16 protein-coding genes are annotated in these 18858 nt (G+C 36.7%); 7 read left to right on the forward strand and 9 right to left on the reverse strand.

Going from position 1 to position 18858, the window contains the following annotated elements; translation table 11 throughout:
- Positions 1 to 105: 105 nt before the first annotated feature.
- Complete coding sequence (locus ACLI50_RS10455) at positions 106 to 507, reverse strand: winged helix-turn-helix transcriptional regulator (RefSeq protein WP_411413709.1); 402 nt, start codon at positions 505 to 507, stop codon at positions 106 to 108.
- Between the two features lie 99 nt (positions 508 to 606).
- On the opposite strand from ACLI50_RS10455, the gene lpdA reads away from it, so the two are divergent.
- Complete coding sequence (gene lpdA, locus ACLI50_RS10460; protein WP_411413710.1) at positions 607 to 2007, forward strand: dihydrolipoyl dehydrogenase; 1401 nt, start codon at positions 607 to 609, stop codon at positions 2005 to 2007.
- A gap of 234 nt (positions 2008 to 2241) precedes the next feature.
- Here lpdA and ACLI50_RS10465 read toward each other — a convergent pair whose 3' ends face one another.
- Positions 2242 to 2847, reverse strand: coding sequence for a hypothetical protein (locus ACLI50_RS10465; RefSeq protein WP_411413711.1), 606 nt, complete (start codon positions 2845 to 2847; stop codon positions 2242 to 2244).
- 37 nt (positions 2848 to 2884) lie between these two features.
- Entirely contained in the window at positions 2885 to 3289 is a 405-nt protein-coding gene (locus ACLI50_RS10470; RefSeq protein ID WP_411413712.1) for a hypothetical protein, read from the reverse strand.
- Between the two features lie 220 nt (positions 3290 to 3509).
- On the opposite strand from ACLI50_RS10470, the gene ACLI50_RS10475 reads away from it, so the two are divergent.
- Positions 3510 to 6044: a phosphoenolpyruvate carboxylase gene (locus ACLI50_RS10475; RefSeq protein WP_411413713.1), complete on the forward strand. Its 2535-nt coding sequence runs from the start codon at positions 3510 to 3512 to the stop codon at positions 6042 to 6044.
- Positions 6045 to 6257: 213 nt separating this feature from the next.
- On the opposite strand, the gene ACLI50_RS10480 is transcribed toward ACLI50_RS10475, so the two are convergent.
- Positions 6258 to 7859, reverse strand: a complete 1602-nt coding sequence (locus tag ACLI50_RS10480) for a S8/S53 family peptidase (RefSeq protein WP_411413714.1) — start codon at positions 7857 to 7859, stop codon at positions 6258 to 6260.
- A gap of 88 nt (positions 7860 to 7947) precedes the next feature.
- On the opposite strand from ACLI50_RS10480, the gene ACLI50_RS10485 reads away from it, so the two are divergent.
- The 4 genes from ACLI50_RS10485 to ACLI50_RS10500 all read left to right on the forward strand — a co-directional run bounded on the left by ACLI50_RS10485 (position 7948) and on the right by ACLI50_RS10500 (position 11133).
- On the forward strand, positions 7948 to 9072 hold the full coding sequence (locus tag ACLI50_RS10485) for a DegT/DnrJ/EryC1/StrS family aminotransferase (RefSeq protein ID WP_411413715.1): 1125 nt from the start codon (positions 7948 to 7950) through the stop codon (positions 9070 to 9072).
- Positions 9073 to 9139: 67 nt separating this feature from the next.
- Positions 9140 to 9517 (forward strand): hypothetical protein, encoded by a 378-nt coding sequence (locus ACLI50_RS10490; RefSeq protein WP_202843905.1) that lies wholly within the window; start codon positions 9140 to 9142, stop codon positions 9515 to 9517.
- A gap of 8 nt (positions 9518 to 9525) precedes the next feature.
- Positions 9526 to 10548: a UDP-glucose 4-epimerase GalE gene (gene galE, locus ACLI50_RS10495; RefSeq protein WP_411413716.1), complete on the forward strand. Its 1023-nt coding sequence runs from the start codon at positions 9526 to 9528 to the stop codon at positions 10546 to 10548.
- Between the two features lie 132 nt (positions 10549 to 10680).
- A complete protein-coding gene (locus ACLI50_RS10500; protein WP_110009329.1) occupies positions 10681 to 11133 on the forward strand; it encodes an adenylyltransferase/cytidyltransferase family protein in 453 nt (150 codons plus the stop codon).
- Positions 11134 to 11182: 49 nt separating this feature from the next.
- Here the strand turns inward: ACLI50_RS10500 and ACLI50_RS10505 are convergent, their stop codons facing one another.
- From ACLI50_RS10505 to pnuC, 5 genes are all read right to left on the reverse strand, one after another.
- On the reverse strand, positions 11183 to 13792 hold the full coding sequence (locus tag ACLI50_RS10505) for a TonB-dependent receptor (RefSeq protein ID WP_202843899.1): 2610 nt from the start codon (positions 13790 to 13792) through the stop codon (positions 11183 to 11185).
- A 132-nt stretch (positions 13793 to 13924) separates the two neighbouring features.
- Complete coding sequence (gene mltG / locus ACLI50_RS10510) at positions 13925 to 14950, reverse strand: endolytic transglycosylase MltG (protein WP_110011140.1); 1026 nt, start codon at positions 14948 to 14950, stop codon at positions 13925 to 13927.
- 29 nt (positions 14951 to 14979) lie between these two features.
- On the reverse strand, positions 14980 to 15747 hold the full coding sequence (gene dapF, locus ACLI50_RS10515) for a diaminopimelate epimerase (protein ID WP_411413717.1): 768 nt from the start codon (positions 15745 to 15747) through the stop codon (positions 14980 to 14982).
- Positions 15748 to 15836: 89 nt separating this feature from the next.
- The gene (locus ACLI50_RS10520) at positions 15837 to 16481 is read right to left on the reverse strand and encodes a hypothetical protein (protein WP_411413718.1); all 645 of its coding nucleotides are present in this window, start codon (positions 16479 to 16481) and stop codon (positions 15837 to 15839) included.
- On the reverse strand, positions 16478 to 17149 hold the full coding sequence (gene pnuC / locus ACLI50_RS10525; RefSeq protein WP_411413719.1) for a nicotinamide riboside transporter PnuC: 672 nt from the start codon (positions 17147 to 17149) through the stop codon (positions 16478 to 16480). The genes ACLI50_RS10520 and pnuC overlap by 4 nt, the downstream gene beginning before the upstream one ends.
- Before the next feature lie 164 nt (positions 17150 to 17313).
- On the opposite strand from pnuC, the gene ACLI50_RS10530 reads away from it, so the two are divergent.
- Positions 17314 to 18831, forward strand: a complete 1518-nt coding sequence (locus tag ACLI50_RS10530; RefSeq protein ID WP_110011136.1) for an amino acid permease — start codon at positions 17314 to 17316, stop codon at positions 18829 to 18831.
- Positions 18832 to 18858: the final 27 nt, after the last annotated feature.

Raw genomic sequence — 18858 nt, forward strand, 5'->3', positions numbered from 1 at the left:
GTAGGTTAATGAAATTTTAAAATTGCTATTATTCCATTTTATGAAAGCTATTGCTTTCTGTCTTTCCGATTCCTATTTCCGATTCTCTTGTAACATTTATTATATCTAAGAAGAAAGAAAGGTCTTTGCTCTTTTTATAAAACCTTGCTTATCCTTTTTCATCTCATCCAGCAATTTTTTCCGGTCATCAGGAATCGTAAGATACTGATCTCCCCAAAGATTAATCTCAACGATTACGGGAATAAGGTCAATTCCTTTCTGGGTCAGAAAATAAAGAATTTTCAGCTTACTGTCCGGATGGTCTTTTTTATCAATGATTCCATTGTCCAACAGGTTTTGAAGTCTTACAGCCAGAATATTCGTTGCAATTTTTTCGTCAGCCTTAAGGAAGTCTCCGTAAGTGCATTCCTTTTTCAGCATAAGGTCTCTTATGATGAGCAGGGACCATTTATCACCCCACATTTCCAATGAACAGCTGATGGGGCAGTCTGATCTTTTTTTACTCATTTTGTTAATTTAAAAATAATACTTGCAAATTGAAAGTGTTTAATTTAAATTTGCTTTTGTTTTGCAAGTAAATTTAATCATAAAAAATTAATAAATCAAATGGATCATTATGACATTGCCGTAATCGGCTCAGGACCCGGCGGATATGTAGCGGCGATACGAAGCGCCCAGCTGGGATATAAAACCGTGATTATCGAGAAATATGATACTCTGGGAGGAACATGTACCAATGTGGGCTGTATTCCGACTAAAGCTTTATTAGACAGTACGCATCATTATTCAGAAGCAAAGCATCAATTCAATGAACATGGGATTAAGCTGGATCATATAGAACTGGACTTTTCTCAGATGTACAGAAGAAAAGCAGATGTAGTTTCAAAAAATACAGGAGGTCTGGATTTTTTAATGAGTAAAAATAATATTACAAGACTACAGGGAACGGCTGGATTTATCAATAATTCTACCATCAGAGTTGTAAACGGATCTGAAGTTAAAGAAATAACTGCCCGATATTATATCATTGCTACAGGTTCGAAACCATCCACTATTCCCGGAGTGGAAATTGATAAAAAAAGAATTATTACTTCCACAGAAGCATTATCATTAAAGGAAAAACCTGAATCTATGGTGATTATCGGCGGGGGAGTAATCGGGGTGGAAATGGCTTCTGTTTTCAACCGCATCGGAACGAAAGTGACTATCCTTGAATATGCTGATCATCTGATCGCTGCTATGGATCATGAATTGGGGAAAAGCCTTCAGAAAATCCTGAAAAAAGGAGGAATTGATATCCGCCTTAATCATGCAGTGTATAAAACCGAGAATACCGGATCTGCTGCTAAAGTGTTTTTTAAAGATAAAAACGGAACAGAAGGTGAGCTGGAAGCAGATTATGTATTGGTAGCGGTGGGAAGAAGCCCTTATGTAAAAGGTCTTGGTCTTGAAAATACTGATGTACAGCAGGATGAGAGAGGATTTATTAAAGTGGATGAAAACAGCCGGACTTCCGCATCCAATATCTATGCGATTGGTGATGTTATTGGTGGTGCAATGCTGGCTCACAAAGCTGAGGAAGAAGGTGTTTTTGTAGTTGAAACCATTAATGGGCAAAAACGTCATATTCATTATAACCGTATTCCTTCAGTGGTGTATACCTGGCCGGAAGTAGCTTCAGTAGGCTGCACCGAAGAATATCTGAAACAAAATAATATCGCATATAATGTAGGGAAATTTCCATTTTCTGCCAGTGCAAGAGCCCGCGCTTCAATGGATATGGAAGGTTTTGCGAAAGTTTTGGTGGATCCGAAATATGGCGAAGTGCTGGGAGTTCACATCATTGGAGCCAGAGCTGCCGATTTGATTGCACAGGGTGTTATCGCCCAGGAATATGAGGTGACTGCGGAGGATATGTTCCGTATTTCCTATGCGCATCCAACCTATTCTGAAACATTGAAGGAAGCTTACCTGATTGCATCTGGGCAGGGAGCTATTAATATATAAGAAATTAAACCATTAAGGTTAATGAAGACAATAAGAATAATTAAGATCCATCTTTGATGGAAGATAAAGCGGATCGCTGAAAAATAGCTTAGCTATTCCTTAACTTTCTTATCAACTTAAAAAATCTTAATGGTTTACATTAGCAGTTTGTAAATTTTATCGCAGATAAAATCGTCGCGCCTTAAAGCTGTATGTTGATGAATTAATTTGCGCCTTGGCGTTTTTTTAATTCAGTTACAAAGAACTACAGTTTTCATCCTTGGCATAAACTCCATTGCTTTTTGCCTCCAGTTTTCCTGTTTTTCTGTTGATTTTAACCCAAAAAGATTCTTTCACAGCCGGACAACCCTTAGATTGCATAAGGTACATTGAAATATGACGGTCTTCAATTTTATATGATCCGGTAAATCGGTTACTTGTATCCATCGAATACCCATATGTTTTTGCCAGTAAAATAGCCTCCGGAAGATTGTCTACCGTTCCGATAAAATCTCTCAACTGTTGTTCATTGGAAAAATAAACTGATCTTTCATTCTTACACGCCAGAATGTATGAAAAACAGTTGTTCCCGATACATTTCTGGAAAAAGCCTCTTTCTGGAACAGGTTCATTGATCGTCATAAAATCAGGAGCCTGGCTTTCATAGATAACTGCTTTTTCATAATCCATATCATTGCTGAGAACACGCCAGTAAGCATACTCTTTATCAGGAATAATGAAAGGGTAGAGGTATTCTGCAGTATCAAGAATATCGGGAATTTTTTTATAATCATCGGGAACCTTGATCTGGCTGTAAAGCAGATTGGAGAGAATCAGGGAAAATGTGATGATTACTTTCATAGAGAGTGGGTTTCCGGTGCAAATGTAAGAAAGAGAATTATTCCAGTACAATTTTATAATATCCTTTTTCAGCAGTTACATCAATATCTATACCTGTAAAAGTCAGTTTATTGATCTGATAACCATCACAGCCTCCATTAAACTCCGATGACTGGATGGAAAAGTCAATGTCTTTAATATTAGAATAAAATTTATAATTTTTTGTTCCGTTATAGGCACCTACATTTTCTAAAAGAACTTTGTCATCGGATGTTTTGGATAATTGTACACTGAGATTATTTTCATCCTGAACGGAATAGGTCGTCAATTTTCCCTTGGTGATAAGATTTTCATTATTGGAATTGACGAACTCAAAAATGACAGGTAATGGTGCACTGTAACAATCTTTTTCACAAGAGATGAACAGAAGGGTAATAAGTAAGAAAGTCAATATTTTTTTCATGGATGATGGATAGTGTTAACAGTAAAGTTAATCAAAATTATATTAATCCTGAATGAGTAAAACGGATTTCTATGTTTTTAAACCTGTACAATATTTCATGGTTAATCGTTCGTTTATTCTGAAAAGTACTTATAAATTTTAAATATATTTTTTGATTTTCGTCCTTAATTTTTGCCATTTGTCAACCCAACTAATTTGAAAATCGCTTACATTTGTTAGTATGATACATGACCAACGCGCAGAAAAATTCAGGCAGATTGTGGAAAATAAGTTCCAGATCTATAATTCATTATTTATGAGCCTGCCTTATGATAAAATGACGAATATCGGAATGCTGCTTCCATTTCTTTATGAGGAAAGCAGGACCGGCTATGAAGCAGGAAAAACTCCTGAAAATATCGTCGAAGAATTTTTTAAAAACCATACCGATCTCCAGACGGAAGAGCAGAAACTGGAACTGCTTTTCAAGATCATACAATATATAGAAAGACAGGTCGTTTTGTTTGACAGTATTGAGGATGCTGCATTTCCTAATCTCCATTCAGAAAGTGATAATGGAACAGTAACCAATCTTTTTGAACGTTCTTTTCAGGATCATAAAATTGAAAAAGTACGCGAGAAATTAAAAGACTTTAGCGTTAAGGTCGTATTTACGGCACACCCGACCCAGTTTTATCCAAGTTCGGTACAAAGAATTATTCAGGATTTGAGAGGGGCTATTACCAGTGATTCGGTTACCCAGATTGATATGCTTCTTCAGCAGCTGGGCAAGACTCCTTTTGTCAATAAAGAAAAACCGACTCCGATAGATGAAGCGCTGAGTATTATTTCTTACCTGAGATATGTATATTATGATACCATTGGGGAATTGTTTACGAAGATCAAAAAGACTTTCGGAAATGGCCATTTTCATCTTCATGAAGATATTATCCAGCTTGGTTTCTGGCCGGGAGGAGACAGGGACGGAAATCCTTTTGTAACAGCGGATGTAACGAAAAGAGTAGCGGAAGAACTTCGTTCAGCGATTCTGAAATCATACTACAGCCATTTGAAATTTATCAGAAGAAGATTGAGTTTCAGAGGTGTTTCTGAAGTCTTAACCCAATTAAGTGAAGAATTGTATGCAGCCATTTTTGACGGAAAGAGTATTAAAGCAGAAGATATTTTAAACAAAGCTGCTGAGGCAGAAAAAATACTGGTCAACGAGCATAACTCTTTGTTTTTAGATCTTTTGGTGAATTTCAGGGATCGTGTGATGATCTTCGGAACTCACTTTGCGACGCTGGATATCCGCCAGGACAGCAGAATTCATCAGAAAGTTATTGATGAGGTTTATGCAAAAGTATACGGAAATGAAGACGCTGATTACGAACAGAAATTCAATAAGCTTATTCAGATTTCAGAAACGGTAGCTGCTGAAGATTTTGAGGACATTGTGAAAGATACTTTGTTAACGGTTTCACAGGTTAAGGATATCCAGCATCTGAACGGATTAAGAGGAATGAATCGCTATATTATTTCCAATTCTGACGCGGTAAAAGATGTTATGAATGTATATGCCTTCTTTAAAATCTGCGGTTATAAAGATGAAAATATCAATATGGATATTGTTCCGCTTTTTGAAACCATGGAAGGGCTTGCCAATGCAGAAAATGTAATGAATGAGCTGTATCATAATCCTGTTTATAAAAAGCATCTTGAAAAAAGAGGGAATCAGCAGACGATCATGCTTGGATTCTCTGATGGAACCAAAGACGGAGGTTATTTAAAAGCCAACTGGGAAATTTATAAAGCCAAAGAAGTACTGACAAAACTTTCCGAGCAGAATAATATCAAAGTCGTATTTTTCGATGGCAGAGGAGGACCGCCGGCAAGAGGAGGAGGGAAGACTCACGATTTCTATGCTTCTCAGGGAAAAACAATTGCCAATAATAAAATAGAACTAACAATTCAGGGGCAGACCATTACCAGTATTTTCGGAAACAAAGAGCAGGCAAAATACAACTTTGAACAGCTTCTGACGGCTGGTGTTGAAAATGACGTATTCAAAAATTCAAAAAAAGAACTTACAGAAAAAGAAAGAGCTTTGATTATTGAGTTGGCGGATATCAGCTATAAAAAATATTCAGATCTGAAAGCGCACCCAATGTTTGTTCCCTATCTGCAGGAAATGAGTACGCTTGAATATTACGGAAAAACGAATATCGGAAGCCGGCCTTCAAAAAGAGGAAACGGAAGCGAACTGAAGTTTGAAGATCTGAGAGCCATCCCGTTTGTAGGATCATGGTCACAACTGAAGCAAAACGTACCAGGGTTCTTCGGTTTTGGATATGCGATGCAAAAGATGAAAGAACAGGGCAGATTTGAAGAAGTAAGAGAGCTGTATAAAGGTTCAGATTTCTTTAAAACTTTAGTTCTGAACTCCATGATGAGTATGAACAAGTCTTACTTCCCATTGACTTACTATATCAAAAATAATCCGAAGTTCGGTGCTTTCTGGAATGTCCTTTTTGATGAATATGAGCTTTCCAGAGACATTATGCTGGAACTGACAGGATTTAAAATGCTTCAGGAAGAAGACCCACTTTCCAGAAAATCGGTGAAGATCCGTGAAAAGATTGTACTTCCGTTGTTAAGTATTCAGCAATATGCCTTAATGAAAATTCAGAAAGGAGAAGGAAACAAAGAAGCTTATGAAAAGCTGGTGACCCGTTCTTTATTTGGGAATATTAATGCCAGCAGAAATTCGGCATAAGCTATTTTAAAAAATAAGAATGATCATAACGGAATGATAATCAATATAAATAGAAACGGGCTTTAGCCCGTTTTTTTATTATAAACCATTCAATGAGTTTTAGCTCAAACTTATTTTTATGTTGTAATACGACACAAAATAGTAATATATCTCCCACAGATTGCACAGATATTTATGTTGTAATCAATCTGCACAATCTGAGGGAAACAAAAATTACTCTTTTAAGAATTTTTCGTAGAAAACCTTGTCCTTCATCTGAATCTTCAGATAATAAGTTCCTTTGGAAAAATCTTCCACTTTTATAGATTTCTGGTTGTTGCTTTTCCTGATGAGTCTTCCAAGGTTATCATATATTTCTAACGATTGAACTTCTTGCTCTGATGCAATATTCAGGATATTTTTTGCAGGATTCGGGAATATGGAGAACCTGTCTTTTTTTACAGTCTCAGAGGTATTCAGAACGAGATTATATAAACTTCCGAAATTAAGAATACCATATCCCATCTGATCGGTATGGGCAGGATATAGTGAAGCAGTTTGTCTCAGCTTTGCTCTCATCTGCTCTCTGTTCATCGCTGGGAATGCCTGAATAAGACATGCAACGCCGCCGGCAGCAATAGGAGTAGCAATTGAAGTTCCATTCACGATTAAGGTAGCATTATCATAAACGGTTGTCGTACCGGTTCCCTGGGTGCTTCCGTCCGGTTTTACCACTCCGAGAGCATTGGGCCCGAAAGAAGAAAAAGCTGAAGCATTTCCGGCTGAATCTACAGATCCGATAGAAAATACTTTAGCGTTATCAGCGGGTGTCATAAGGTAATGCCACGGTTGTTGTCCGGAGTTACCGGCAGCGGCAAGAACAAAAATACCTTTTTCAGCCGCAATACCAGCTCCGCGGGCAATGAAGGATGTGTTACCATCCATATTGGCATATGTATAATTGTACCGGCTTTCGTCAAAAACATTATATCCCAATGATGAGGTGATAATGTCAACCCCTTTACGGTCTGCTTCCTCAGCTGCTTCAATCCAGTATAGCTCTTCTTCGGGAATTTCTACCGCTGCATTTTCACTGCGGTAAAGATAAAAATCAGCATCCGGTGCTGCTCCTACAAAAACATTCTGCAGATATCCTCCTATAACTCCTAACACGACAGAGCCATGTGTGCTGAGTGAAGTATTATAAATATCTCCGGTTTTGGTTACAAAATCATAGGAAGCTTTGATGTGATTATTGGTCCATAATCTTGCAAAAGCAGTTCCTGTATTCACTGTTGGGAATCCGGCATCAATTACCGCAATGGAAACTCCTGTGCCTGTATAGCCTGCCAGATGAAGCGGCCGGATATTGACCTGATCAATTTGTCCGGCTCCTGAACCATAATTGAAGTTAGTAACTGTTTTATTGATACTTGAATCGTCTTTCCATTTTCCCGGTGCTGTTTTCACGGTAGTAGAACTGTTTCTGGCAAAACTTTCAACAGACAAAACATAAGATTGAGCCTGTAATAAAGTTTTTTGTGCCGGAGTAGCATTTACCGCAGCTCCGTTAAGCCATTTTGAATAATCTGTCACAACAAATCCCAGATTTTGAAGATTCTGAAGATAAGACTGTTCAATAGGGGCATCCTGATCATTAAGCGGAATTCCCAGTGCAGTGCGTCTGTTGAGTGATTTCTGGCTGAGTTCTGACAACGGATTTGCATAAAAAGCAGCTTTATTAGGCTTATCCGTGAAGTAAACAAAAACGAGCTCCGTTTGTGCGGAAACGGTCAGGTAACCTGTTAGGAAACAAAAGAGTAAAAGTTTTTTCATAAAATTTATTTGTATAAAGATAAAAACAAAATCAATAAAATTTTTGATAGGATTTTAAATTCCTTATTTTTACAGAAATATTTAGTATATGAAAAAAATTCAGATGGTTGATTTGCAAAGTCAGTATTACAAAATAAAGAATGATGTAGACAATGCAGTTTTGAATGTAATGGATTCTGCGGCATTTATTAACGGTCCTGAAGTAAAGTCTTTCCAGAATGAATTGGAGTCTTATTTAGACGTAAAACATGTGATTCCGTGTGCCAATGGTACAGATGCATTACAGATTGCCCTGATGGCTTTGGATCTGAAAGAAGGAGACGAAATTATCACGGCTGATTTTACTTTTGCTGCAACAGTAGAAGTAATTCATTTGCTTAAATTAAAGTCTGTATTGGTAGATGTAGATTATGATACATTCACCATCTCTACAGAACAGATTAAAAAAGCAATTACGCCCAAAACAAAGGCCATTATTCCGGTACACATTTTCGGACAGTGTGCCAATATGGAAGAAATTTTAAAAATTGCTGAAGAGCATAATTTATATGTTATTGAAGATAATGCCCAGGCAATCGGTTCAGAATATACTTTCTCCGACGGAACAGTAAAACAGGCAGGAACAATGGCAACAGTGGGAACAACTTCGTTCTTTCCTTCCAAAAACCTGGGATGCTACGGAGACGGAGGTGCTATTTTTACCAATAATGATGAACTGGCCCACCGTTTAAGAGGAATTGTAAACCACGGAATGTATGAAAGATATTATCATGACGAGGTAGGGGTAAACTCACGTCTGGACAGCATTCAGGCAGCAGTTTTAAGAAAAAAACTTCCTCATTTGGATTCTTACAACGAAGCAAGAAGAAAAGCAGCAGATTTTTATGATGAAGCATTTGCTGGTCACCCGGCTATCCTGACTCCAAAAAGAGCGGAAAACTCTACTCACGTATTCCACCAGTATACGTTAAGAATTCTGAACGGAAAGCGTAATGAGCTTCAGAAGTTTTTATCAGAAAAAGATATTCCTGCAATGATCTATTATCCTGTAGCATTAAGAAAGCAAAAAGCATACTTTCAGGAAAGTAATGCTGCAGATTTTGTGAATACAGATAGGCTTTTGGATCAGGTAATTTCTTTACCGATGCATACGGAATTAGACGAAGAGCAGCTGAAGTATATTACGGATGCAGTGCTTGAGTTTATGGGATAGATTTATGAACAAGAGGTTATTTAGATATAAGATCATAAATGCACTTGTAATTATCTTCAATTTTTTGATGATTTTTATAATTGGATTTGGGACTTATGATACTTATAACCTTTTTAAAAGTGAGACAAACAATATCACGCTCAAAGTATATGCAGTATTATCGATTGGAGTTTTTATGTTTTTATTAGCTTGTATAGGTTTAATAATGGTTATAGCAAGATCTTCAAGAAGTATACTAATTCTGAATATATTTTATGGTTTTCTCGCTTTTGGACTTTTAGCGTCACTGCTTTTGCGAAAGTTTAATGATGTGGAAGAAAATATTTCATTGGAAAATTATTTAACAATAGGTGCTGTTGTATTTTTAATTGTATTAATAAATAAATTTAGATACAAAGAACTACATTATGAAAGCATTGAGTTTATAGGAAAACACGAAGATTAAAAAATAAAATGGCAATACTTGTTACCGGCGGACTTGGATATATTGGTTCTCACACAGTGGTAGAACTTATTAATAACGGCTTTGAAGTGGTTATTGTAGATGATTTATCCAATACGGAAAGGTTTATTTTAAATAATATTGAGGAAATTACGGGTAAGAAACCTGTTTTTTATCCTTTTGATCTGAGAAGAAAAGAGCTTCTTACCCAGGTTTTTGATGCTCATCGGATCGATGGTTGTATCAATTTTGCAGCTTCTAAAGCAGTAGGAGAGAGTCAGGTAATACCTGTAGATTATTATGAGAATAATCTGTTTTCCTTGATTAATATTCTTCAGGAATTTAAAACAAGAAAGATCTCAAACTTTATTTTCAGCTCATCATGTACGGTATACGGACAGGCAGATGTAATGCCGATCGATGAAAATACTCCGTTGAAAACCCCTGAAAGTGTCTATGGGAAAACAAAACAAATGGGCGAACAGATCCTGATTGATTTTGCCAAAGCCTATCAAAGTAAAATATCACTATTAAGGTATTTTAATCCAATCGGAGCGCATCCTTCCGGAAAGTTGGGAGAATTGCCAATCGGGATTCCTAATAATTTAGTGCCTTATGTAATGCAGACGGCTTCAGGAGTGCGGGAGAAACTGAATATCTGGGGTAATGATTACCCTACAGAGGATGGAACTGCTGTTCGAGATTATATCTATGTTGTTGACCTGGCAAAAGCGCACGTTGCAGCATTAAAGAAACTGATAGAAGATTCTTCATCTGATGCGGTGATTGATACCTACAACCTGGGAACAGGAAAAGGTTCATCCGTACTGGAAGTGGTAAAAGCATTTGAAAAAGCTAATGATGTGGAAGTACCTTATCAGATCTGTGCGAGAAGAGAAGGGGATATTACTATAGCGTATGCCAACCCCGGAAAAGCAGAGAAAGAACTCAACTGGAAGTCTGAAACGTCTCTGGAAGAGGCTTTGAGAACAGTTTGGGAATGGCAGAAATATCTGAACACCAGAAATTCGTAAATTAGCATTGAGAAATAATTGCATCAAAACAATAATTTAAACTATCATAAAACAAATTACAAAACATTTTCCTGAAGATTAAGTGTTATCCTAAAAACATTGAATTCAGTGAAGCTTTAATTTTAAATTAGTATGAAGACACAGAGAATAGGTATTACATTTTCGTCATTTGACTTATTACATGCGGGGCACATTAAAATGCTTGAAGAAGCTAAAACTGTATGTGACTATTTAATCGTCGGACTTCAAATTGATCCGTCCCACGACCGTCCTACTAAAAATAAGCCAAGCCAGACTATTGTTGAAAGATATATTCAACTGAAAGCTGTGAATGCTGTGGATGAGATCATTCCTTATTACACGGAAGAAGACCTTTTGGATATTCTTAAATCATTTGTAATTGATGTAAGAATCATAGGAGATGATTATATGGACAAAGACTTTACAGGTAAAAAATACTGTGAAGAAAAAGGAATTGAAATTTTTTTCAACAAGAGAGACCATAGGTTTTCCACCAGTGATCTGAGAAGAAGGATCTACGAAGCTGAAAAAGAAAAATATTCGAAAGCAGAACCTGTAAAATAACAACAATAAAAAATCCCGAAAGTTACTTACTTTCGGGATTTTTGTTGTATTACATTGGACCGCCTTGCTGATCATCACCTGTTGCATTGGAATTGATATCCTTTTTCTTTTTAGGCTGTTCGATTTTTTCTCCCTGTTTAAATCTGTAAGTTAAGGAAATAGCAAACTGTCTTGGCTGCCACTGCATATAGTTTCTTCTTGTATAATCATCATTGAAACTGAATACTTCTCTGCTTCTTGTATTGAATATATCCTGGATATTGAAGGAAATTGTTCCGTCTCCTTTCCAGATTGTCTTGGAGGCACCAAGATTCAGAGCATACATATCCTCTGTATTCTGGCTGGCTGTTTTCTGTGCTCCTCTATAGAATCCCTGTAATTGTACACTTAAAGTTTTGTCAAGTTTAAATGTTGTATTAAGACGGGCTCTGGTAGAAAATCCGTTTCCTGTGAAATCCATACTGCGGGTTTGCTGCAGCTTATTTTTATCAATGGCATCATAATAAGCAATTCCACTTGTTTTATATCCGAACATATCCAGACTTCCCATGATTTTCAACCATGCAAATGGATCATAAGTAAAGTTCAGATCCAATCCATAACGGTCATCATTTCCTAAGTTGATTGGTTTTGTATAAAATACACCCAAGCTCTCATCAGGTCTGTATACCAGCATTTTGGTATCATCAGTGGCGTGTCTGTAGTATAGGGTAGGATTAACCGTAAATTTTTTTCTGGTAATATTATATCCTACTTCAAATGAATCTACGTACGATGGATTCAGGTCTATGTTTCCTTCAAAAATATTCTGGCTGTTGCTGTAATTCGGGAAAGGAACCATAAAGAATGACCTTGGTCTGTCTATTCTACGGGAATAATTAAGCAAAATCTGATTATTTTTAGATACGTCATAGCTTAAGAATACACTTGGAAATAAATTGTTGTAGTTCTTTGTTTTATTTAATTGCGGATCATTAGGATTTTGATTGATGTAATTGATCTTTACATTGGAAAGTTCATCTCTTAAGCCTAGCTGATAAGCAAATTTTTCACCGATTTTACTCTTAAATTGCAGATAGAAAGCATTGAATACTTCTTTATAATCTGTATTGTTATTGTAGCTTGGAATAAAAGGATTGTTGGAAGTACTGCTTACAAAATTATCGTAAGTATTATCATTCACATCCAATCTGTATCCTGCTTCAAGCCTGGATTGTTCTCCTATTGGCAGCTCATAGTCAGCTTTACCAATGATTGTTTTACTTAGTGAATATCTTCTGGTAATATCCTGTACATCAGGACGAAGGTCGTATGTTTCCAGAATATCCGCATTATTGTTACTTCTGTTTCTTTGCAGACTTAATGATACGGATAAATTTTGCCCGTTATCATCAAATTTGTGATCTAATCCCAGATCTCCCTGGAAAGCAAGGTTATTGAAGACGCTTTTAGAATCTCTCCTTCCATACGGATTTAATAAATTCCATTTTCCTGCTGTAGTACTTGGATCCGGTGAATCTCTGAAAAACCTGTAAAAACTGTCATACGTATCAAGAAGTTCATTTCCGTCTCCTTCAAATGTTCTTACCAATCCCGTAAAATTGATTGAAGTCTTATCAGATAAATCATAGACAAAACCTGCACTTACATTATAATTTTTATTATACGTTTTATTCTCGGAGTTTTGCAATTGATGTTCAAGAACATCATTAGGCTGCTGGAAAGGAATCACATTGGGAAATGTGAGATTGTGATAGGTTGTTTCCGAATTATTCTTCGTCTTGTTTTCCGTGTAACCGCCGCCACCATTCAGGAACCAGGTCCAGTTGTTTTTTCTCCAGCTAAGGTTCGTATTAAGGGATGTTCTTGGAAAATATCCCAGTGACCCTACCACACTACCATTAAATCCTACCTTTTTGTTCTTTTTAAGGATGATATTCAGGATACCGGATGTTCCGCTTGCTTCAAATTTAGAAGAAGGATTGGTAATTACTTCGATTCTTTCAATCTGGTCAGCCGGAATACTCTGCAATGCATTAGCGCCGTCATCTATCCCAAGAAGGGCAGAAGGCTTTCCATTGATCAGAAACTTTACATTGGTACTTCCTCTCATCGAAACTGTTCCGTCCGTATCCACAGATACTGAAGGAACATTGGTTAAAACATCCTGAAGATTTCCTCCTTTGCTCACAATGTCCTGTGAAGGATCATATGTTTTCTTGTCAAGCTCTACTTTATAAGGTTTTGCTGCTGAAGCAGTAATAACAACACCCTGAATTTCTTTTGTTTTGCCATCAACCGTAGAAGAGGGCTCTGCTTCAATAGATAATGCACCGATATTACCTGCTGTTGCAATATTTTTGCTGACTACACTTTTTTTGTAATCAATAGCTTCTACTGTAATTTCGTAATCGCCGGGCATAAGTTGCAGCTGATACTGTCCTTTTTCATCAGTCAGTACGGCATCACTTAATGTTTTGTTGGCCTTATTGCTGAAAGTTACAGAAGCGTAAGGAACCGGTTGATTTTTTTTGTTGACAATGATTCCTGAAATTCCAGCCTTCTCCTGTGCAAAAGCCATCGCTGCTGCTGAAAGTACTAATGTAAGTCCTAAAGTTTTTCTGGTGAAAATAGTGACAATTTCTGTCTTATTCTTCATAGGTTATTTTTTTGTATAAGATCGTGAAAGAATAACCCTTAATATTTTGAATATCCATATCAATTTGATAGCCAAAACATTATGGTTGTTTATTGTTTTCTAACTGTATAAGTTTCCTGGTGCTTTCTAAGCTTATTTTATATTTTTTGAGTTGAGCCAGTCCTGATAAGCCTTCGCATTTACAGCATGTTCTTCTGCGCTTGCCGTAAACTTGTGGTATCCAAATCTTGCCGGATCAGCACACATAAATATATAATTGTTGTTTTCAGCATTTAAAACAGCATCTATTGAGTTTTTATCCACTACACAGATGGGTCCCGGAGGAATACCTGCATTGGCATAAGTGTTATAAGGTGAAGGTGTCGATAAATGCTTATATAATACTCTTTTTATAGGTTCTTTAAAATTGGTCTGTTTATTAATCGCATAGATCACCGTAGGATCGGACTGAAGCTTCATTCCTTTTCTGTAACGGTTTAAATATAATCCTGCAATAGTTTTCATTTCATCCTTTTTCCCTCCTGACTCTTTATAAACAATGGAAGCCAAAGCATAAATCTGATCTCTTGTAAGCCCGGACTGCTGCTCCTTGTTCTTTCTTTCACTCGTCCAGAAATCATTATACTGATTTTCGAACTTGGCAAAAAATTCTCTAGGACTTACTGTCCAGAAAAAATTATACGTATCGATGAAAAAATATTTTTTTAAATCTTCAACATTTTTATAGCCTTTCTCCTGTGCCACGGCATCCAGATCATTCACAAAATGTAATGAATCAATTTCCGTTTTTTTGGTCACCTTACCAATCATCTGATACATATCTCCAAAATCCCCGATTCTGTAAGAGTTGGCTGTCTGGTTACCTGCTTTGATCATATTGACAAGGTTTTTGTTGCCTGTTCCGCTCTGGATGTGATAACGTCCTGCTTTGAAATTGGTATCAAGACCTTTTTCTTTAGCCACAGCTTCAAAAGATTCCCTGTCTTTAATATAAGGAGCAATAGAATCAAGGATCTGTTTAAAACCTGCTCTATGAGGAATCAGAACATAACCATCTTTTTCTACGTTGTTTCCTAAATACTTATTATAAAATCTCAAACCAAAAAATCCTGCCACTACAAAAACCAGCAGAATGATAATGAGAATAGCTTTTTTCATTCTTAAATGTTGATTAAAAGTTTTTTGTTTTAAAGAAGATCTGTTTTACCTCTAAAAACTTGCTTTGCAGGACCTTCCAGCCAAATATTCTGGAATGCATCACCGCTTTTTTCAGCATATACCTTAAGGTTTCCGCCTAAAGTTTTAACTTTTACAGAGGTTAGATTATGTTTTTGCAGAAAAGTTAAAGCGGAAGCTGTAACTCCTGTTCCGCAGCTGTAAGTTTCGTCCTCAACGCCTCGTTCATAGGTTCTTACAAAAATTTCATTATCTGAAATTTTTTCTACAAAGTTCACATTGATTCCTTTTTCTTTATATTTTTCAGAATTTCTGATGCCATATCCTTCGTCATAAACGTCATAATCTTTCAGGTTGTCTACATATTTTACGTAGTGTGGAGATCCGGTATTCAGCACAAAGTCATTTCCGTCCTGTGAAACGGTATCTACATTGATCATTTTTAATTTGATGATTCCGTTATGGATTTCAGCTTCATGTTCGCCATCTGTCGCAATGAACTTGCATTTGTCTTCAAAGATGTCAAGGAAAAAAGCAAAAGCGACAAGGCATCTTCCTCCGTTTCCACACATCGTACTTTCTCCGCCATCAGAATTGTAGTACACCATTTTGAAGTCATATTGAGGATCGTTTTCCAATAGAATAAGACCGTCAGCACCTATTCCGAAACGTCTGTCGCATAATTTTTCAATACTGTCTTTATCTTTGGTAAACTGCAGATCCCGGTTATCTACCATTACAAAATCATTCCCTGTTCCCTGATATTTATAAAATTCCATATTTTTTTGTTAAATGAAGAAGCAAAATTACTATATTTAAAATAAAAAACGAACAGTGTTAGCTGTTCGTTTTCTTATTTATAATCGTTTTATCTAAAGCCGCCTCCGCTGCTCTGCTGTCTGTTTGAACTGCTGCTTTGGCTGCCTGAACTATTCCTGAATCCACCGCCGGAAGATTCTGATCTGCCGCTGTTACCATTGGAGTTTCTGAACCCGCTGTTATTCTGGTTTCTCTGGCTGTTCTGATTACCATTGTTCTGGTTTCTGAACCCGCTGTTATTTTGGTTACCCTGATTGTTTTGATTACCATTATTCTGGTTTCTGAATCCGCTGTTGCTGTTGGAGTTTCTGTTGTTATTAAATCCTCCGTTATTGTTGTATGAACCGTTACTGTTCGTTGTACGCGTATTCTGGAATCCGTTTTCAGGTCTCGAAGATGAAGAAGATCTTCTTTCTACGTATACTTTTCTTCTGGAGTTATTATAGCTATCATAGTAATAAGGAATACCATTATCATAGTAATAATTAATATTGTTTCTATAATAGTAGCCGTCATTACCCCAATATCCACCACTTCCGTAATATCCTGACGGAGCATAGTAATATCCGTTGTTATAATACGGATCTCCATACCCATAGCTTCCGTTGCTTCCGTATCCGTCGGTATATGCTAAACAAGAGGTTAAACTGGTAATAGCAAAAATACTGAATGCTATTTTAAATAAATTTTTCATGACTTTATTGTACTTTTTTTTTCTTTAAAACTTTTTTTCCAATTGACATATCCTAAGATCGCCATTATAGTAAATACCAAATATTGAACCGAAGTGATTCCAAGTCCCTTAAAAATCATCATTGGAATGCAAATCAAATCTCCGATAATCCAGAAAATCCAGCTCTCAATGCGCTGTTTGGCCATCAACCACATTCCTGCTAAAAATATGGAAGTGGTAAAAATATCCATCCAATTGGCCCAGTCGAGATGAGACAATCCCAAATAGCCACCTTCTAAATGATCAATATAAGGTTTGCAATAATAAATAAAAGTAACAAATGCCAAACTCAGCACAAAAAGAATACTTGCATGTATCCATTCTTTTCGGGTAGCCCATGTAACTTCTACGTGAACATGATCTTCAGAATTTCTTGCCCATAGAACCCATCCATAAATACTCATGACAGTATAATAGACGTTAATCATACAGTCTCCCAGCAGCCCGGCATTGAAAAGAAGATATACATAGATCAGCGTTGAAATAATGCCGGTAGGATACACCCATATATTTTTCTTTATGGAAAAAAATACGCTCAGTATTCCGAAAACTGCACCTGATGCTTCCAACATAATTTGTAAAGAATCATAGCTTTCATAAGGCTTTACAAAAAGATCATATAAATTCATGCAATCAAAAATAAGCAAAAATATGGACTTTATAAAATGGATTATATAATGTGTTGTTCAGGTTTTTAAACCTTTAATGTAAAATAAATGAGGAAAGTTTAACGATTAACGTGAGAGTTTCTAAATTTTTTATATTTTCGTAAATCCTTAATAAATAAAAAAACATGTCGAAAATTTGGGTTAAAAAGCCACTAAGTGCCTATGAGGCAGATATGAAGAAAAGTGAGCTGAAAAAAGTCCTTGGAAAATGGAGTTTAACAGCAATTGGAGTAGGTGCTATCATCGGTGGTGGAATCTTTGTTCTTACAGGAACAGGAGCCTATTATCACGCAGGACCAGCACTTGCCATTTCCTTTATTATCGCAGGGATCGCCTGCGTTTTTGCTGCATTATGCTATGCAGAGTTTGCATCCATTATTCCTGTAGAGGGTTCAGCTTATGCTTATGCATATGGAACAGTAGGAGAAATTTTTGCATGGGCCATGGGATGGTGTCTCATCCTCGAGTACGCGATGGCGAGTATGGCCGTCTCCGTGAGTTGGTCCGGTTATTTTAATAAATTTTTGAAGATTTTTAATATTCATTTGCCTGCCTATCTGACATCAGACCCGGCAAGTTATACAGGAGATGGTTTTTCAATGAACCTGCCTGCATTTATTCTTGTTCTTTTGATTACTGCATTATTGGTAAAAGGAACTAAAGAAGCTGCAGGAGCAAATAACCTGATCGTTTTAATGAAAACTTCAGCCGTTATCTTTGTAATTATCGCCGGAGTATATATCATCTTCTCTAATACAGATCTTTATAACGCTGTAGATGGGGTTAAAAACTGGAAGCCTTTTATTCCGGATCCGATAAAGATCAAGAATTCCGAGGGCGATATGGTCTCGGCATATGGTATTAAAGGGATTATTTCCGGAGCAGCAGCTATTTTCTTTGCTTATATCGGTTTTGATGCTGTTTCTACACAGGCTGGAGAAGCTATTAACCCTAAAAAAGATGTACCTTTCGCTATCATCGCTTCACTATTGATCTGTACAGCATTGTATATCTGTGTATCTCTTGTATTGACAGGGATGATGCATTATACAGACTTTAATCCTGAAGGAAGATATCCGGATGCCATCAAAGCGCCTGTTGCGTATGCTTTTGAAATTGCAGGAAAGCACTGGGCGAGTAATATCGTAACGATTGCTGCTACCGTAGGGTTGATTTCTGTTGTAATGGTAATGATGATGGGGCAGTCCAGAATCTTCATCGGTATGGCAAAAGACGGGTTGATTCCTAAATTCTTCGGACAGCTTCATCCAAAAACAAAAACACCTTACAAAGGAATTATCCTGTTAGGAATTGTAGTAGCTTTAATCGCTGCATTTACACCAATTTCTACATTGGCAGATATGACAAGTTTCGGAACCCTGTTTGCATTTACACTGGTTTGTATCGCAGTTTGGGTGATGAGAAAGAAAGAACCTAACCTGATCAGACCTTTCAAAGTTCCTGCTTATAAAATCGTAGTGGCATTAGGAGTAATTATCAACCTATATTTGATTTTTAACCTAAGTGCCCATGCATTGGAACTTTCTGCAGTATGGTTGTTCTTAGGAGGTTTGGTATACTTCCTTTACGGAAAATCAAACAGTAAGCTTAACAACCCTGAAAAATATCAGAATCAGGATTAATAATAATATAAACCGCTTCGGCGGTTT

Source organism: Chryseobacterium cupriresistens (assembly GCF_046614675.1).
GTDB classification, from domain to species: domain Bacteria; phylum Bacteroidota; class Bacteroidia; order Flavobacteriales; family Weeksellaceae; genus Chryseobacterium; species Chryseobacterium cupriresistens.

What these genes read in the sequence shown, in the direction of transcription:
- ACLI50_RS10455 (WP_411413709.1), bottom strand. Translation starts at nt 507, where the DNA reads ATGAGTAAAAAAAGATCAGACTGCCCCATCAGCTGTTCATTGGAAATG.
- lpdA (WP_411413710.1), top strand. Translation starts at nt 607, where the DNA reads ATGGATCATTATGACATTGCCGTAATCGGCTCAGGACCCGGCGGATAT.
- ACLI50_RS10465 (WP_411413711.1), bottom strand. Translation starts at nt 2,847, where the DNA reads ATGAAAGTAATCATCACATTTTCCCTGATTCTCTCCAATCTGCTTTAC.
- ACLI50_RS10470 (WP_411413712.1), bottom strand. Translation starts at nt 3,289, where the DNA reads ATGAAAAAAATATTGACTTTCTTACTTATTACCCTTCTGTTCATCTCT.
- ACLI50_RS10475 (WP_411413713.1), top strand. Translation starts at nt 3,510, where the DNA reads ATGATACATGACCAACGCGCAGAAAAATTCAGGCAGATTGTGGAAAAT.
- ACLI50_RS10480 (WP_411413714.1), bottom strand. Translation starts at nt 7,859, where the DNA reads ATGAAAAAACTTTTACTCTTTTGTTTCCTAACAGGTTACCTGACCGTT.
- ACLI50_RS10485 (WP_411413715.1), top strand. Translation starts at nt 7,948, where the DNA reads ATGAAAAAAATTCAGATGGTTGATTTGCAAAGTCAGTATTACAAAATA.
- ACLI50_RS10490 (WP_202843905.1), top strand. Translation starts at nt 9,140, where the DNA reads ATGATTTTTATAATTGGATTTGGGACTTATGATACTTATAACCTTTTT.
- galE (WP_411413716.1), top strand. Translation starts at nt 9,526, where the DNA reads ATGGCAATACTTGTTACCGGCGGACTTGGATATATTGGTTCTCACACA.
- ACLI50_RS10500 (WP_110009329.1), top strand. Translation starts at nt 10,681, where the DNA reads ATGAAGACACAGAGAATAGGTATTACATTTTCGTCATTTGACTTATTA.
- ACLI50_RS10505 (WP_202843899.1), bottom strand. Translation starts at nt 13,792, where the DNA reads ATGAAGAATAAGACAGAAATTGTCACTATTTTCACCAGAAAAACTTTA.
- mltG (WP_110011140.1), bottom strand. Translation starts at nt 14,950, where the DNA reads ATGAAAAAAGCTATTCTCATTATCATTCTGCTGGTTTTTGTAGTGGCA.
- dapF (WP_411413717.1), bottom strand. Translation starts at nt 15,747, where the DNA reads ATGGAATTTTATAAATATCAGGGAACAGGGAATGATTTTGTAATGGTA.
- ACLI50_RS10520 (WP_411413718.1), bottom strand. Translation starts at nt 16,481, where the DNA reads ATGAAAAATTTATTTAAAATAGCATTCAGTATTTTTGCTATTACCAGT.
- pnuC (WP_411413719.1), bottom strand. Translation starts at nt 17,149, where the DNA reads ATGAATTTATATGATCTTTTTGTAAAGCCTTATGAAAGCTATGATTCT.
- ACLI50_RS10530 (WP_110011136.1), top strand. Translation starts at nt 17,314, where the DNA reads ATGTCGAAAATTTGGGTTAAAAAGCCACTAAGTGCCTATGAGGCAGAT.